A 15,297-nucleotide genomic window follows, 5' to 3' on the forward strand; every position below is an offset into this window, starting at 1 on the left:
GAGAAGCTGCAGGGCATGCCGCTGCCTCGGCGGTGCGTGGAGACCTACACTCCCCATCCTGATCTCCCGAATGACAGACTCCTGCACAGGACTTGGATGCCCGGCGAGCGGCGCATCACCCGCCGGGCCGAGATTATCGCCGCCCACAATACGTGGATGGTTGAGCGCCAGGCTGTGAAGGATCGGCTCGGGATGGACGCGGCCGATGACGCCGAGGAAGAGGCCTTCCGAGTGCTGTGGGAGGTCGAGGCCGAGATCCTGTCGACGCTGCCGACGACGACAGCGGGGCTCGTCGCGAAGGCACGGTGGGCATCGTGGGATGGGCTCCCGAAGGCAACCGCGGAGGTCTGGGCCAAGCAGGTCACAGGCGACGTGATCGCCATGGCGGAACGCAGCGGGGTGGCGTCGTGATCCTCGCCTCAATCCTCCGACAGGATGGTCCGCAGATCCTCCTTCCGGCGCTGGATCAGATCGGCCCAGGCCGTCAGGGCGCCGTGCAGCGTGTCCAGCGCCACGGCAACCACTTCGATGTCGGCGACGTCCGTGACCATGACCTCCACCTCGGCATTCGCGTTGGGCCCCTCCACCGCAAAGGTCACGGAAAACAGGTCCTCCGGCCCATCGTCCTCGGCGTCGGGTTCGATGCGCTGCACCTCCCTCATGCGGACTTCCCAATCGAGGTCGGTGATCTCCTCGGCCGCAGCCGCTTCGCCCTTATCGTCGTCCGCCATGCCGCCCTCCCGCTGCTGATGTCCGCAGCATCGCAGGACCGGCGGCGGAAACGGGCCACAGGTCGTGGTGACTGCACCACGGTCGGTGGGGGCTCGCCCGACGCCGTCGCGGCGGAGCTGCGGGACCTCGTGCACCAAGCCGCGGGGAACGTGGCGGGGAAAACGGTTGCAGCGCAGGTCCGGCAGGCGGCGCGGCACCTCGGCTACCCGGCGGAGAGCTGGCGCGTCCGGGAAGCCTGGTACGGCCGGGCTGGTGGGTGGTCGGCCGCGGCGGTCGACGACCTGCGGCGGCGGTTCGTGGCCTGGCGGGATGGGGGACGTGGACGGGCCGGCTCGGACGCTTTGGTCCGGCGCATCCACGATCTGAGGGCCGGCTTTGCCCAATTCGATCGAGACCTCGCCGCCCTAGAGGTCGAGGTCGCCCGGCTGTCGAGTGCCGCCGAGCGCGAGGGAAACCCCGATGCGTGACGCGGTTCGGCGAAGCCGATCAGTAGGTCCGTTCGAATTGGATCTGCCGGCTCACGGCATTCTCCTGCGCGTTGAGCGTGCGCTGCTCGCCGCGGGAGATAGCTCCGCCTCCGATGGTCGCGTCGGCGCGCTCCTCCAGGCGGATCGCCGTGTCCTCCTGGTGCAGCCGGTGCGCCTGGCCGGCGGACGGCTCGCCATCGCGGAGACCGTCAACGATGCGGTCCTGCTGGCGGTCAAGCCTCGCGCCGACCTCAGCGCGACGTGGGTGGTTCCAGTCCCACTCGCTCGCATGCGCGGCGGTGCCGGCGCCGAGCGCGAGGACGAGGGCAGCGGCGCGGAGGGCAGAAAAGGCGGTCATGGCGAGGTCCCCATCGAAGACGGAGCCACCCTGATCCGTGGGCCCTTAACCTGGGCTGAGAAAGCGCTTCAGCGGGCGTTCACGCTCCGGTCGCCCGCCCCTTCCCTAGGGCTGGTCCCCCTACGCTGCGGGTTATTAGCCCTCGCGGCTGATCCGCTCGCGTCGGGCGGGCCTTCAAGCCGCGACCGCGTCGAACTGCAAGACGGCCGGCATCTCGGACAGGAACTGCCGGTAGCCCTGTCGAGCGAGCTGGTAGTCTGCCATGCGGAGGATGAGCTTGGCTTTGCCTTCTTTGACGACGGCGATCGAAGTCTCGGAGGCGAACAGGCCGTCCCGGTAGAGCCGGAGCAGGACTTCGAACCGACCGTCCGCGGCCGGGCGCATCCTCAGATCGAAGCGGATTTTGTCGGTCTGCTCAGCCATGGCTGCTTCCGCCTCCTACCCCTTAATCCCGTTGCGATGGAAGGTAGAAGCGTCATGGTTAACGGCCGGTTAAAGAATGCAATCGCCTTGTATGCTGAGAAAGTTAACTGTGCCGAGGCCGCTCCAGGGGGCAGGCGGTTGGCGCACTGCAGGCGTAGCCTTGACCACACCTCACTGCCGGGAAGACGGGTTTCCGGCGGTGGTCCTCCTCTAGCGGAAGCGGATATCGGAGCGTTCGCGAATTGGCTGGACCCGGTAGGGTTCGGTTGCCCCAGGCCGATACGGCTGCTGTCGCGGCGCCACCGACGGCGCGGCCTTGCGCGATCGGCGATGCAGGAGCCTGCCGAACGTATAGCCGACGAAGGCAACCACAGCGACCTTAGCCAACGGGTGGGTCAGGTCGATGCCGAGTACGATGGGCTGCGCAGCCCGGGTTTGCCGAGTGAACGGCGCTTGGCCGCCGACTTGGCTGGACCACTCTCGGAAACCAGATCGGGCATGATCATGCCCGGTTTGAGAATGGTCAGGATGCGGCATCGGTCGTGGGTTCAGCGGCATAGATGCCTCCTTGTCGGAGGGCAATGGACCGAGGCCGGCTTGGTTCCTGACCCTGTCATCAGCAGGGAGCACAGAGAGATGGCCGCGGCGCTCACGCTGGGCACGGGTAAGGTGCCGCGGCCATCCCGAGCCGTTGGGTCGAACCGGCTCGCCCGAAGAGTCCCTGATCGTTGCGAAGCCTCAAGCGAGTGGCGCACTCAAGCTGAAGACGGCCGCGGCACGGATCGCTCTGAGGGACCCATCCGCGGCCGTCCGAGCCGAGGCGCCCCTCTCGGCTCTGAGGAAACGATAGCAAAACCACGCTAGCCCTCAAGCGGGCGCTACCTATCTGCTACCTAGGTAATCCTACCTCGCCCACTTCTACGAGGTAAAACACCCTTGAATTACCTGCCCTCCTTCGGAAGGTCGGCGGGAGCGAGGTTGACGGTGATCCGCTTCGCCGGCAGCGCCAGGCCCGACGCCGACAGGGCCGAGCGCACCCGCTCGCGCGATTCAGCGACGGCCTTGTCGCCGAGGCCGACGACGTTGAACACCACGGTGCCGTTGGTGATCTGCACCTGGACGTCGACCGGCCGGGCCTCGATGCCCTCGAAGGCGACCGTCGCAATCCGCACGACCATCGCGCCCTCGCCGATGCGATCCAAGATGGCAGGAGGCTAGCGCGGGGCCGGCCGCGCCGCAAGGCGCCCGCCGCGGCGGCCCCGGGGCGGCCCCGGGGCGGTGTGGACAGGGGCGCCGGGCTCCGCATGGCCGACGGCAACCCCTCCTTCCCAACCTGTCACGGGCGGGAGCGCGCCGAGCGGCCCCGTTTCCCATCGAGCCGACCCGGGCAAGGGATCCGCGGCCGGTCCGCCGACCGCTCGGACGCTCAAGCGGCGTCGAAGGGCTCCGCGCCGGCCGGCTTGCCATCGGCGCCGAGGGTGATCTTCTCGATGCGCATCTCGGCGCTGCGGAGCAGCTTGTCGCAATGCGTCTTCAGCGCTTCGCCGCGCTCGTAGATCGCGATCGAATCCTCCAGGGCGACGTTGCCCCGCTCCAACCGGGTCACGATGTCCTCGAGTTCCGCCAATGCCTTCTCGAAGGGCAATGCGGCAATCTCGCCCAATCCTGCCTGATCCAAATCGAAACCTCGCTTCCGCGTCCGTCGTACCACCTTGGAGGCCCGCGCCAGGAAGGCAAGGCCGTCCGTCCGTTCGATCGAGATCCGATCCCACCATGACAGATGCCACCACCGTCCCCCGGCCGCGGCTGATCAAGCGCCACAGCGCCCTCGTGCGCGTGACGCACTGGATCAACGCCCTGTGTCTCGTCCTCCTGCTGATGAGCGGGTTGCAGATCTTCAACGCCCACCCCGCGCTCTACCTCGGCTCCAAATCCGACTTCGCCGCCCCGGTCTTCGCCATCGACTCGCGCGACGTGAACGGCCACACGGAAGGCTACACGGCGCTGCTCGGCCACAGCGTGAACACGTCGGGCGTGCTCGGCCTGTCGCAGTCCGGCGGCCGGGCGGTGGAGCGGGCGTTCCCGAGCTGGCTCACGCTGCCGTCCAACCAGGACCTGGAGACGGGCCGCCACTGGCATTTCCTGATGGCGTGGCTGCTGGTCGTCAACGGCACGCTCTACCTGCTCTACGGCCTGGTCTCGCGCCACTTCGCCCGCGATATCGTGCCGGACCGGGGCGAGCTCGCCCACACGGGCCAGGCCATCGTCGACCACCTCAAGCTGAGGTTCCCGCACGGCGAAAACGCGCGCCGCTACAACGTGCTGCAGAAGCTCACCTATTTCGCCGTGATCTTTGTCGCCTTGCCGCTCATCGTGGTCGCGGGCTGGACCATGTCGCCGGGCCTCGACGCCGCTTTCCCGTTCCTGACCACCCTGCTCGGCGGCCGGCAGACCGCCCGGACCATCCATTTCGTCGTCGCCTGGGGGCTCGTCGCCTTCTTCGTGGTGCACATCGCCATGGTGCTGCTGACGGGGGTGTTCAACAACATGCGCTCCATGATCACCGGCTGGTTCGACACCGGCGAAGCCAAGGACAGCGAGGTGACCACCAATGCGTGACCATGACCAGTCCCGGCGCGGGCTCATCAAGGGCGCGCTCGCCAGCCTGGGCGGCCTCGGCCTCGCGGGCTGCGATGGCGGCGCCAACAACCCGCTCGTGCAGAAGCTGTTCGCCCTCGAAGAGATGCTGACCTTTCGGACGCAGAGCGCCATCCTCGGCCCGGACTCCCTCGCCCGGGAATATACCGAGTCCGACATCAGCCGCTTCTTCAAGCCGAACGGCTCGAAGGACCCGCAGGACGAATCCTACAAGGCCCTGGCGGCCGACGGCTTCAAGGACTACCGGCTCGCCGTCGACGGCCTGGTGGAGCGCCCGGCGCACTACAGCCTGGCGGAGCTGCGCGCCATGCCGTCCCGCACGCAGATCACGCGGCACGATTGCGTGGAGGGCTGGAGCTGCATCGGCAAATGGTCGGGCGTGCGGCTGTCGCACATCCTCGACGCGGCCGGTGTGAAACCCGCCGCGCGCTACGTCGTGTTCCACTGCGCCGACACGCCCGACGAAGCCTCCTTCGGCGAGGAGCCGGCCCATTTCTACGGATCGATCGACTTCCAGGCGGCACGCCACGAACAGACGATCCTGGCCTACGACTTCAACGGGGCCCCGCTGGAAGTCCCGCACGGGGCGCCGCTGCGGTTGAGGGTGGAGCGCCAGCTCGGCTACAAAATGTCGAAATACGTGATGCGCATCGAGGTCGTGGACAGCTTCGCCCATCTCGGCGACGGCCACGGCGGCTATTGGGAAGACAACGGCTATACCTGGTACGCGGGCGTGTGACCCGCCCACCGGCCGGCCGATCGCGGTCGCGGCGGCGTCAAACGGCGGCCGCCTCGCGCCGGTCCGGCACGTCGAGGGCGAAGACGTCGCCCTCGAAGCAGTCCCGGCCACGCCCGATGGCGCGGATCGCGTCCACCATGCGGCCGGCGCGTCCCAGGGCGTCGTCGGCCAGGGCGATCAGGCGGGGGTTCGGCGTGGCGCTGGGCGACGCCCGGCGGAGCGACGCCGCGATCTCGGCCTCGCCGCGCTCCGGCCGGAGCGCGCAGGCGACCGCGTAGGCCGCCGCGGTCGAGCGGCTGACGCCGGCATAGCAGTGGAGGACCAGCGGCCGGTGCCGATCCCAGGCCCGCGCGAAGCCGAGCAGATCCGCGACATGGTCGGCGCCGGGAAGGGCGAAGCCGTCGCGCGGCGCGGTGATGTCGGAGGCGTCGAGCATCAGGCGCGCGACGCCCGGCATCGGCGGCAGCCCCGCGCGCCGATCTGCCGCCAGCAGGGTGACGACGTGGCGGGCGCCGGTCGCCGCGAGCACCTCCGCCAGCCGCGATTGCGGGCAGACGACGATGCTGGCCGTCAAACGTCCACCATGCCGAGAGCGCGGCAGCGGTCGACGAAGGCGGCCTCGACCTGGTCGGAGGGGCGGGGGCGAAGCCAGGCCGCGAAGCCATCGAGCCCCGCCTCCGCGGGCCCCAGCACGGCCTCGGCTTCGGCCTCGTCGAAGCCGGCGAGCAGCACGGCTTCGAGGCGGGCGGCGGCGCGGTCGGCGCGCTTGATCAGCGCCAGCAACGCGGCGTCGGGGGGCGCCAGGGCGAACCGGTCGAGGATGGCGGCGAAGAGGCGGGCTTCCACGGCCTTGTAGGCGTCGCCCACGCAGGCCTTGAAGGGCGAGATCAGGTCGCCGACGACGTATTCGGGCGCATCGTGCAGCATCGCCACCGCCCGGGCGTGGCGGTCGGCCTTCGGGCGGAGGTGGCCGAGCAGCGCTTCCACGAGCAGCGAATGCTGAGCCACCGACAGGATGTAGGGCCCGCGCGTCTGGCCGTTCCACCGCGCCACGCGGGCGAGGCCGTGGGCGATGTCGTGGAGGTCGATGTCGCGAGGCGAGGGCGCGAGGAGGTCCAGGCGGCGGCCGGACAGCATGCGCTGCCACGCCGGGCCGGTGCCGACATCATGGATCGCCTCGCCCATGACGGCCGAAGCGTCCGTCACGACAGCGCCAGCGCGACGTGGACGCCGTCGGCGATCGCCGGCGCGCCGAGCGCGGCCGCGTCGGCGGCACGATCGGTCCGCACCGTGGCGAGGCCGACCTCGCCGGAACTCGTGCCCATGGTGCCGATGGCGGTCTCGCCGACGGTGATCTCCGCGCCCGGCGCCGGCGCGCGGCCGTCGAACCTCACCGGGACGATGCGCTTCCGGGCCGTGCCGCGATGGTGGACGCGCGACACGACCTCCTGGCCGACGTAGCAGCCCTTGGCGAAGTCGACGCCGCCGAGACGGTCGAGGTTGGCGTCGTGCGGGAACGCGTCGCCGTAGGCGAAGTCGCGGCCGCCATCCGGCACCCCGAGGGCGATGCGGTGCGCGTCATAGGCGGATGCCGCGTCGGCGTCCGCGGCGGCGCGGGCCCCGACGGCGCGCGTGCCGAGGTCGGGGTGGCGCGGGTCGCGCGGGCCGGGGCCGTCCGGCCAGTGCGCCGTGACGCCGAGCTCGGCGCTGCGGTCGACGATGCGGACGTCGGCGCGCAATCGATACAGCGACAGCTTCCTGGCGAGGTCCCCCGCCTGAGCGGCCGGCACGTCGAGCAGGAACCGGTCCGGCCCTGCCTCGCCCGTCCCGTCCACGATGAGAAAATCGAAGGTGATCTTGCCTTGCGGGCTGAGGAGCGCGGCGTAGCGCGTTTCGCCCCGGCGGAGCCCCGCCACGTCGCTGGTGACGAGGCGATGGAGGAGCGCGCGTGCGTCGGGGCCATCGACCTCGACGATGCCCCGCTCGGCGAGAAAGGCCGTCCCCATGTCAGACTCCGCCGAAAGCACCGCCGCCGCGGCGACCGATCCTAACGGGACATAAACCCTCACCGCGCCGGCGCAAGATGCCCCGCCGCGCCGTCCACCGTTCAGCGCATGTCGCGCCCTAGGACCGAGTCTGCGCCGCGGCTCATTTTGCAGGATCGGCAGGAGGCTCGGATCGGCGGGACGCCGCCACGGTCGGGGCACTGCGACGCGCGGACAAATCACCTGGGCCCGCAGGTCCGAATCGCGATGGCCGCCCGACGCGTGGTGGCGCTCGCCGACACGAGCCTAGCGGCCGCATGCGGTTTCCGTCACGCCGCACGGCACGATCCGACGCCACGCGCCCCCGGATCGGCGACCGGGCTTGTTGGCGACGCATGCCCGACGGATCGAGACGCACCGCCGTCGGCGCATTTCGGCGCCGGAACCACCCGTCAGCCGATCGGCACTTCGAAGGCGTCGGCGACGTGGCGGGGCCAGCGCCGCGGCACGACCAGCACGGCGTCGCCGCGGAACGCGTGGCCGGACGCCCACGCGTTCCGGGACAGCCACACGGCGGCGGCGCGGGCGATGCGGCGGCGTTTCGGCCCGTCGATGGCGGCGAGCGCGGCTTCGGCGTCGGCGCGCGCCTTGACCTCGACGAAGGCGATCCGGTCGCCCCGCAACGCCACGATGTCGATCTCGCCGCCCGACACGGTGAAGCTCCGGGCCAGAATGCGATAGCCCTTCGCGACCAGCAGCGCGGCCGCGATCCACTCGGCGCGCCGCCCGGCCCGCCCGGCCCGCCGGCGGTCCTCCGCGCCGCGCCGGGTCACCGCCCGTCGCGCCGGGCGGCCACCAGGGCCACGGCGCGGCCGTAGACGTCGCGCCGCGGCAGGCCCGTCTCGCCCGCCACCACGGCGGCGGCGTCCTTCACCGACAGGGTGTCGAGCGCCGCGGCGAGGCGGGCGTCGAGCTCGGCGGCGCTCGGCACCGCTCCGGCGGCCGGCCGGTCCACCAGCACCACGCATTCGCCGCGCGGCGCGCCTTCGGCCGCGTAATGGGCGGCCAGCGCATCCGCGGTGCCCCGGCGAACCTCCTCGAACTTCTTGGTGAGCTCGCGCGCCACCGCGGCCGGCCGGGGCCCGAGCACGGCGGCGACGTCGGCGAGCGCGTCGGCGAGGCGGCGGGCCGATTCGAAGAACACCAGCGTGCCCGGCACGGCGGCGAGGTCGGCCAGCCGCGTGCGCCGCGCGCCGGACTTTTCCGGCAGGAAGCCTTCGAAGAAGAAGCGGTCCGTCGGCAGGCCGCCGAGCACCAGCGCGGCCATCACGGCGGACGGGCCCGGCAGGGCCGTGATGGCCGCCTCGGCCGCGACGGCGTCGAGCACGAGCTTGTAGCCGGGGTCGGACACGAGCGGCGTGCCGGCGTCCGAGATCAGCGCCAGCGCCTGGCCGGCGGCGAGGCGGGCCAGGACCTGCGGGCGCATCGCCGCGGCGTTGTGCTCATGGTAGGGGATCAGCGGCGCGTCGATCCCGTAATGGTTCAACAGCACGCGCGACACCCGCGTGTCCTCGGCCAGAACGGCGTCGGCACCGGCGAGGGTGTGGAGCGCGCGAAGCGTGATGTCGCCGAGGTTGCCGATGGGCGTGGCGACGACGTGGAGCCCCGGCGCCGAAGCGGCGGCGGGCACGCGCGCGCCGAACGCCGTGAAGCTCCTGTCCCGGCGGCGCTCGCCGCCGTCCGCCTTCGGGTGATCGTCGCTGCGGTGAGGGTCCATCGCCCCTGTGTGGCGCGACGGCCGCGCCCTGGCAAGCGCCGGTGGTCTCGGTCGCGGGGAGGTGTTAGGCTGGCGACTCGACGGAGGCCCCGGCCCGGGCCTTCTCGCGCGGATGCGCTTCGGGGAGACGCGGTTTGGTGTCGGCACGATTTTTCGGGACCTGCGCGCTGGCCCTGGCTTCGGCGTCGCTGCTGTCGGCCTGCGGCCAGTTCGGCGCGGGGACCGACCGCCCGCGCGTCGCGGCGGCTCCGCCGCCGCTGTCCGCGCCCGTTTCACCCGTCCAGTCGCGCCCGCTCGCCAGCGCGGCGCCGATCGGCGCCATCGGCAGCGGCCCCGTCAAGGTCGCCCTGGTGCTGCCGCTGACCCAGGCCAACGGCGGCGCTTCGGGCGTCGGCGTGTCGCTGCGCAACGCGGCCGAGCTCGCCTACGCGGACGCCGGGACCAACGACCTCACCATCCTGGTGAAGGACGACCATTCGACGCCCGACGGCGCGCGCGATGCCGCCCAGGCGGCGGTCGGCGACGGCGCCGAGCTGATCATCGGCCCCGTCTTCGCGCCCGACCTGCGCGAAGCCGCCAAGGTCGCCAAGGCGGCCGACAAGCCGGTGATCGGCTTCTCCACCGACACGTCCACGGCCACCAAGGGCGTGTACCTCCTGTCCTTCCTGATCGAGGGCTACGTCGACCGCGTCGTCGACTACGCGGCCTCGCACGGCAAGAAGAGCCTCGGCGCGCTGGTGCCGGAGTCGGATTACGGCAACGTCGCCCTCGCCGAATACCAGCAGGCCGCGGCGAAGCTCGGCCTGCGCGTCGAGGCGATCGAGCGCTACAAGCCCGGCGCGCCGGCCGACGCGGCGGCACGGATCGCCGCCGCCCTGCCCCGCATCGACGCGCTGTTCATCCCCGGCACGCCCGACGAGATGCCCGCAGTGGCGGCCGCCCTGACGGCGAACGGCATCGATGGGGCCAAGGTGCAGATCCTCGGCACGGGCCTGTGGGTCGACCCCAAGGTGCTGAAGCTGCCGGCGCTCCAAGGGGCCTGGTTCGCCGCGCCCGAGAACGCCGGCTTCGCCGGCTTCGCCGGGCGCTACCGCGCGAAATACGGCACCGATCCGTCGCGCATCGCCACCCTGTCCTACGACGCCGTGTCGCTCGCCGCGGCCTTGGCCCACCAGCCGGCGTCGCCGCACTTCACGCCGGAGCTGCTGACCAGCACATCGGGCTTCAACGGCGCCGACGGCGTGTTCCGCTTCCGCGCGGACGGGCCCAACGAGCGCGGCCTGGCGGTGCTGCAGATCTCGGGCGGCGCCACCACGGTGCTGAGCGCGGCCCCGCGCAGCTTCGCCAGCGCCCCGTCGGGGTTCTGACGCGCCGCGATAACAGCGAGGCGGACATGCGGATCATCGAAGGCTTCGCGCCGTTCGACGGCTTCGAAACCTGGTACCGCGTCACGGGCGACCTTCGGGGTCCGCGGGCACCCGTGGTGGTGGTCCATGGCGGCCCGGGCTGCACCCACGACTACGTCGACAGCTTCAAGGACCTCGCCGACGACGGCCGGGCGGTCGTGCATTACGACCAGCTCGGCAACGGCCGCTCGACCCACCTGCCCGACCGCGGCGCGGATTTCTGGACGGTCGCGCTGTTCCTGGCCGAGCTCGACAACCTCTTGGCGCATCTCGGCATCGGGGAGCGCTACCACCTGGTGGGGCAGTCCTGGGGCGGGATGCTGGGCGCCGAGCACGCGGTACGGCGACCGTCGGGGCTGTGCGCGCTGGTGATCGCGGATTCACCCGCCTCCATGGCGCTGTGGGTGGCGGAAGCGAACCGTCTCCGGCTCGCGCTTCCCCCGGACACCCAGGACGCCCTGCTCCGCCACGAGGTCGCCGGCACGACGGCGCATCCCGAATACGAGGCCGCCACCCAGGCGTTCTACCGTCGGCACGTGTGCCGCCTCGACCCGTGGCCCCCGGAGGTGACCCGCACCTTCGACGCGATGGCGTCCGACCCCACGGTCTACGGCACGATGAACGGTCCCAACGAGTTCCACGTCATCGGCACGCTGCGCGACTGGACGGTGGTGGACAGGCTCCACGCCGTCCTGGCACCGACCTTGCTGATCTCCGGGCGCCACGACGAAGCCACGCCGGCGACGATCCAGCCCTTTGCAGACCGCATCCCCGACGTGAGATGGACGGTGTTCCCCGACTCCTCCCACATGCCCCACGTCGAGGAGCGCCGCGCCTGCATGGAAGTCGTCGGCACGTTTTTGCGGCAACGCGATTGATATTTGGGCAGCGACGCGATCAACACTCGCTTACAAGCCGCCGCGACCGAGGGACCACCATGCGTTTGAGGACATTGCTGACCACGAGCGCCCTGGCGCTGGGCTTCGCCGCCTCGGCGGTGCAGGCGGCGCCCGACCGGGCCGAGCTGATGAAGCAGCATCGCGGCGGCACGCTGAAGCTGAACGCCCACGGCTCGGCCGGCACGATCGATCCGCAGATCAACTACGAAGCCGAGTTCTGGCAGCTCCTCTACACCACAAACGACGGACTGGTGACCTTCAAGAAAGTCGAGGGCAAGGACTCGAACGACGTCGTGCCCGACCTCGCCGAGGCCATCCCGAGCCCGCAGGACGGGGGCAAGACCTACGTCTTCAAGCTGCGCCCCGGCGTCAAGTTCTCGACCGGCAAGGACGTGATGCCGTCCGACGTCGTCGCCTCGCTCCAGCGCGTCTTCAAGGTGTCGAGCCCCACGGCGGGCTCCTTCTTCAACGGCATAGTCGGCGCCGACGACTGCCTCAAGACGCCGGCGACCTGCACGCTGAAGGACGGCGTGATCGGGGACGACAAGGCGGGCACCGTCACGGTCCACCTGACGGAACCGGACGCCGACTTCTTCTACAAGATGTCCGCCGTGCATGCCTCCATCCTGCCCGCCGACACGCCGGCGAAGGACCTCGGGACGACGCCGGCCGCCGCGACCGGCCCCTACATGATTGAGAGCTACAACCCCGACCGCGGGATGAAGATCGTCCGCAATCCCTACTTCAAGCAGTTCAGCGCCGACGCGCAGCCGGACGGCTACGTCGACGGCATCGAGTACAACTTCGGGCTGGACGACCAGGCCGGCGTCACCGCCGTGGCCAACGGCCAGGCCGACTGGACCTTCGACGACGTCCCGACCGATCGCTTGAACGAGCTCGGCACCAAATACCCCAAGCAGGTGCACGTCCACACGCTGCTGGCCTACTATTACGTGCCGATGAACGTGAACCTCGCGCCGTTCAACAATGTCAAGGCGCGACAGGCGGTGGCCTATGCGGTGGACCGCAAGGCGCTGGTGGGCCTGTTCGGCGGGCCGAACCTCGCGAGCCCGCTGTGCCAGCAGCTGCCGGCCGGCATGGCGGGGCACGAGGACTATTGCCCCTTCACGCAGAAGCCGGGCGCGAAGTGGACGGCGCCCGACATGGCGAAGGCCAAGCAGTTGATCGAGGAATCCGGCACCAAGGGCGCCAAGATCACGCTGATCGGCGACGACAAGGCGATCCCCAAGTCCATCGCCACCTACATGCAGAGCCTCCTGCGCGAGCTCGGCTACGACGTCGACCTGAGGGTGGTGTCCCACAACATCCAGTTCACCTACATCCAGAACACCAACAACAAGGTGCAGATCTCGGTGTCGGACTGGTACCAGGACTATCCCGCGCCGTCCGACTTCCTCGGCGTGCTGTTCTCCTGCGCGTCGTTCCACGAGGGATCCGACTCCTCGATCAACATCTCGGGCTTCTGCGACAAGAAGATCGACGACGACATGAAGAAGGCGGCCGCGACCGCGGTGACGGACCGCGCGGCCGCCGACAAGATGTGGGCGCAGGTGGACCGGGAAGTGACCGACGCCGCGCCCGCCGCGGCGCTGTTCCAGCCGAAAAGGGTGGATTTCGTCGCGTCCCGCGTCGGCAATTTCACCTACTCCGACCAGATCCACTTCCTGTTCTCGCAGGCCTGGGTGCAGTGAGGCCGGTCGCTTGACGCTGGCCTCCCCCGGCGCGGCATCCCAGGATGCCGCGTCGCAGGTCGCAGGATCGGAGCGCCCGGACACGCCCGGCGCCGGCCGGGAGCCCGGGGCGCGGGCGACGAGCCGTGGGCCCTGGGTCACGGCGCTCCGCAAGCTGCTCCAGGACCGGGCAGCGGTGGCGTCGCTGGCGGCCCTAGTGCTCATCGTGCTGTGCACGCTGGCGGCGCCCCTCTACGCCACCCGCGTGTCGGAAACCGACCCCTTCACCTCCAACCTCAGCGGTTCCGTCGTGGTCGACGGCGAAACCGTGGACGTGATCCAGGCCGACACCGGCGGGCTCGGGCTCGGCACGACGCCCATCGGGCCGACCTGGACCGGCCACTACTTCATGGGCGCCGACGGCCAGGGGCGCGACGTGATGGCTCGCCTGCTCTACGGCGGCCAGAACTCGCTCGTCATCGCGGGCGGCGCGACGGTCATCACGCTGGTGGCCGCCGCGGTGGTGGGCATCGTGGCGGGCTTCTTCGGCGGGATCGTCGATGCCGTTCTGTCGCGGCTGCTCGACGTGCTCTGGGCCTTCCCGGTCTACCTGCTCGCCATCTCGCTCTCGATCGTCACCATCGGGCGCGGGCTCGTGCTGGGCCCCGTCACCATCAGCTCGTCGAGCCTGCTGCTGCCGATCGTCATCATCGGGATCATCTACGTGCCCTACGTGGCACGGCCCATCCGGGGCCAGGTGCTGCAGCTGAAGCGGAGCGAATTCGTGCTGGCCGCCACGGGGCTCGGCGTGCCGCGGCACCGCATCCTGGTCACCGACATCCTGCCCAACGTCGCCACGACGCTGATCGTGTTCGCGCCCCTGATGATGGCGCTGAACATGATCACCGAATCCGCCCTGTCGTTCCTGTCGATCGGGGTGCAGTCCCCCGCGGCCTCCTGGGGCACCATCATCGAGGACGGGCAGGGGCTGCTCTACACGCGCCCGTGGGTGGCGATCGCCCCGGGCATCGCGATCGTGCTCACCGTGCTGGCGTTGAACGTCCTGGGCGACGGGGTGCGCGACGCGCTCGACCCCAAGGCCAAGCTGCGCGTGAGGAAGGGCCGATGATCCGCGTCGTGCTGGCCCGGCTGGGCCAGATGGCCTTCGTGATGGCGGGGATCTCGATCCTGGTCTTCCTGATCTTCTTCGCCACGCCCGGCACGGATCCCGCTGCCCGCATCGCGGGGCGGAACGCCGCGCCGGAGGTGCTGGCCGCGGTGCGGCACGATTTCGGCTTCGATCAGCCGCTCGCCGTCCAATACGTCCTGCTGATGAAGCGCCTCTTCGTCACCGGCGACCTCACCTCCTTCGTCAACCGCGGACAGAAGGTCGTGCCCTCGATCCTCCAGGCCGTGCCGGTGACGATGTCGCTCGTGGTCGGTGCGGCGCTGGTCTGGGTCGTCGCTTCCGTCGCGGTGGGCACGCTCGCCTGCGTGTGGCGCGGCACGGTCGTCGACAAGGCGCTGATGATCCTCGGGCTCATCGGCATCTCCATGCCGGTGTTCTGGGTCGGCGAGGTGGCGAACCTCATCACCCAGAGCCGCTACCACGACACCTGGCTCTTCTCCTGGGTGCCGGGGCTCGGCTACGTGCCGCTGACCCAGGACCCGGTCGGATGGTTCAAGGCCCTCGTCATCCCCTGGGTGGCCCTGGCGATCCTGTTCGTCGGGCTCTACGGGCGCGTGCTGCGGGCGAGCCTCGTCGAGGCCTACGGCGAGGACTTCATCCGCACCGCGCGAGCGAAGGGCCTCGGCGAAGGGCGCATCCTGTTCCGGCACGCCCTGCGCACCTCGATGGTCACCTTCGTGTCGATGTTCGGGCTCGACTTCGGCCTGCTGGTCGGCGGCGGCGCCCTGCTGACGGAGGTCGTCTTCGGGCTGCAGGGGGTCGGCTACCTCACCTACAACGCGCTGCAGAACCTCGACCTGCCCGTCATCATGGCGACGGTGATGTACGCGTCCTTCTTCGTCGTCGCGTCCAACGCCGCCGTGGACCTGATCTACGCGGCGCTCGACCCGCGCGTGAGGCTCGCCCGTGCCTGACCCCGTCGCCGAGCCGCTCCTGCGCGTCGAGAACCTTTGCGTGTCGTTCCGGTCCGAGC

19 protein-coding genes and 1 pseudogene are annotated in these 15,297 nt (G+C 70.5%); 9 read left to right on the forward strand and 11 right to left on the reverse strand.

Going from position 1 to position 15,297, the window contains the following annotated elements; genetic code table 11:
- Window positions 1–411, forward strand: a 411-nt coding sequence (locus D3273_RS21520; protein ID WP_207210863.1) for a hypothetical protein, incomplete at its 5' end; no start/stop codon positions are given.
- Window positions 412–419: 8 nt separating this feature from the next.
- Here the strand turns inward: D3273_RS21520 and D3273_RS21525 are convergent.
- A complete protein-coding gene (locus D3273_RS21525; RefSeq protein WP_129228956.1) occupies window positions 420–731 on the reverse strand; it encodes a hypothetical protein in 312 nt (103 codons plus the stop codon).
- An 18-nt stretch (window positions 732–749) separates the two neighbouring features.
- On the opposite strand from D3273_RS21525, the gene D3273_RS21530 reads away from it, so the two are divergent.
- Window positions 750–1,199, forward strand: a complete 450-nt coding sequence (locus D3273_RS21530; RefSeq protein ID WP_129228957.1) for a hypothetical protein — start codon at window positions 750–752, stop codon at window positions 1,197–1,199.
- A gap of 19 nt (window positions 1,200–1,218) precedes the next feature.
- Here D3273_RS21530 and D3273_RS21535 read toward each other — a convergent pair whose 3' ends face one another.
- The 5 genes and pseudogenes from D3273_RS21535 to D3273_RS21555 all read right to left on the reverse strand — a co-directional run bounded on the left by D3273_RS21535 (window position 1,219) and on the right by D3273_RS21555 (window position 3,658).
- On the reverse strand, window positions 1,219–1,557 hold the full coding sequence (locus tag D3273_RS21535) for a hypothetical protein (RefSeq protein ID WP_129228958.1): 339 nt from the start codon (window positions 1,555–1,557) through the stop codon (window positions 1,219–1,221).
- A gap of 174 nt (window positions 1,558–1,731) precedes the next feature.
- Window positions 1,732–1,980 (reverse strand): hypothetical protein, encoded by a 249-nt coding sequence (locus tag D3273_RS21540; protein ID WP_129228959.1) that lies wholly within the window; start codon window positions 1,978–1,980, stop codon window positions 1,732–1,734.
- A 210-nt stretch (window positions 1,981–2,190) separates the two neighbouring features.
- Window positions 2,191–2,538 (reverse strand): hypothetical protein, encoded by a 348-nt coding sequence (locus tag D3273_RS21545; protein ID WP_129228960.1) that lies wholly within the window; start codon window positions 2,536–2,538, stop codon window positions 2,191–2,193.
- A 389-nt stretch (window positions 2,539–2,927) separates the two neighbouring features.
- Window positions 2,928–3,158 (reverse strand): annotated as a pseudogene (locus D3273_RS21550) (magnesium chelatase domain-containing protein); the annotation flags it as partial.
- A 248-nt stretch (window positions 3,159–3,406) separates the two neighbouring features.
- A complete protein-coding gene (locus tag D3273_RS21555) occupies window positions 3,407–3,658 on the reverse strand; it encodes an exodeoxyribonuclease VII small subunit (protein WP_207210864.1) in 252 nt (83 codons plus the stop codon).
- Window positions 3,659–3,753: 95 nt separating this feature from the next.
- Here D3273_RS21555 and D3273_RS21560 point away from each other — a divergent pair, with 95 nt between their 5' ends.
- Together D3273_RS21560 and D3273_RS21565 are read left to right on the forward strand one after the other, a co-directional pair.
- Entirely contained in the window at window positions 3,754–4,599 is an 846-nt protein-coding gene (locus tag D3273_RS21560) for a cytochrome b/b6 domain-containing protein (RefSeq protein WP_129228962.1), read from the forward strand.
- Window positions 4,592–5,377 (forward strand): molybdopterin-dependent oxidoreductase, encoded by a 786-nt coding sequence (locus D3273_RS21565; RefSeq protein WP_129228963.1) that lies wholly within the window; start codon window positions 4,592–4,594, stop codon window positions 5,375–5,377. Before D3273_RS21560 ends, D3273_RS21565 begins: the two co-directional genes overlap by 8 nt.
- 37 nt (window positions 5,378–5,414) lie before the next feature.
- On the opposite strand, the gene D3273_RS21570 is transcribed toward D3273_RS21565, so the two are convergent.
- The 5 genes from D3273_RS21570 to rsmI all read right to left on the reverse strand — a co-directional run bounded on the left by D3273_RS21570 (window position 5,415) and on the right by rsmI (window position 9,139).
- A complete protein-coding gene (locus D3273_RS21570) occupies window positions 5,415–5,951 on the reverse strand; it encodes a tyrosine phosphatase family protein (RefSeq protein ID WP_129228964.1) in 537 nt (178 codons plus the stop codon).
- The gene (locus D3273_RS21575) at window positions 5,948–6,562 is read right to left on the reverse strand and encodes an HD domain-containing protein (RefSeq protein WP_129228996.1); all 615 of its coding nucleotides are present in this window, start codon (window positions 6,560–6,562) and stop codon (window positions 5,948–5,950) included. The genes D3273_RS21570 and D3273_RS21575 overlap by 4 nt, the downstream gene beginning before the upstream one ends.
- A gap of 17 nt (window positions 6,563–6,579) precedes the next feature.
- On the reverse strand, window positions 6,580–7,383 hold the full coding sequence (gene ygfZ, locus D3273_RS21580; RefSeq protein WP_129228965.1) for a CAF17-like 4Fe-4S cluster assembly/insertion protein YgfZ: 804 nt from the start codon (window positions 7,381–7,383) through the stop codon (window positions 6,580–6,582).
- Between the two features lie 431 nt (window positions 7,384–7,814).
- Window positions 7,815–8,195 carry a YraN family protein gene (locus D3273_RS21585; RefSeq protein WP_129228966.1) on the reverse strand — a complete coding sequence of 127 codons (381 nt, stop codon included), beginning with the start codon at window positions 8,193–8,195 and terminating at the stop codon, window positions 7,815–7,817.
- Window positions 8,192–9,139, reverse strand: a complete 948-nt coding sequence (gene rsmI, locus D3273_RS29355) for a 16S rRNA (cytidine(1402)-2'-O)-methyltransferase (RefSeq protein WP_129228967.1) — start codon at window positions 9,137–9,139, stop codon at window positions 8,192–8,194. Before rsmI ends, D3273_RS21585 begins: the two co-directional genes overlap by 4 nt.
- A gap of 137 nt (window positions 9,140–9,276) precedes the next feature.
- Between rsmI and D3273_RS21595 the strand changes: the two genes are divergently transcribed.
- The 5 genes from D3273_RS21595 to D3273_RS21615 are packed head-to-tail and all read left to right on the forward strand — an operon-like array spanning window position 9,277 to window position 15,238.
- Window positions 9,277–10,506: a penicillin-binding protein activator gene (locus D3273_RS21595; RefSeq protein ID WP_245501321.1), complete on the forward strand. Its 1,230-nt coding sequence runs from the start codon at window positions 9,277–9,279 to the stop codon at window positions 10,504–10,506.
- Between the two features lie 26 nt (window positions 10,507–10,532).
- The gene (locus tag D3273_RS21600) at window positions 10,533–11,423 is read left to right on the forward strand and encodes a proline iminopeptidase-family hydrolase (protein ID WP_129228969.1); all 891 of its coding nucleotides are present in this window, start codon (window positions 10,533–10,535) and stop codon (window positions 11,421–11,423) included.
- A 59-nt stretch (window positions 11,424–11,482) separates the two neighbouring features.
- Window positions 11,483–13,156 (forward strand): ABC transporter substrate-binding protein, encoded by a 1,674-nt coding sequence (locus D3273_RS21605; RefSeq protein ID WP_129228970.1) that lies wholly within the window; start codon window positions 11,483–11,485, stop codon window positions 13,154–13,156.
- Window positions 13,157–13,166: 10 nt separating this feature from the next.
- Entirely contained in the window at window positions 13,167–14,264 is a 1,098-nt protein-coding gene (locus tag D3273_RS21610; RefSeq protein ID WP_245501322.1) for an ABC transporter permease, read from the forward strand.
- A complete protein-coding gene (locus tag D3273_RS21615) occupies window positions 14,261–15,238 on the forward strand; it encodes an ABC transporter permease (protein ID WP_129228971.1) in 978 nt (325 codons plus the stop codon). The genes D3273_RS21610 and D3273_RS21615 overlap by 4 nt, the downstream gene beginning before the upstream one ends.
- Window positions 15,239–15,297 lie beyond the last annotated feature (59 nt).

The sequence above is a fragment of the Lichenibacterium minor genome, assembly GCF_004137685.1.
Taxonomy (GTDB): Bacteria; Pseudomonadota; Alphaproteobacteria; order Rhizobiales; family Beijerinckiaceae; genus Lichenihabitans; species Lichenihabitans minor.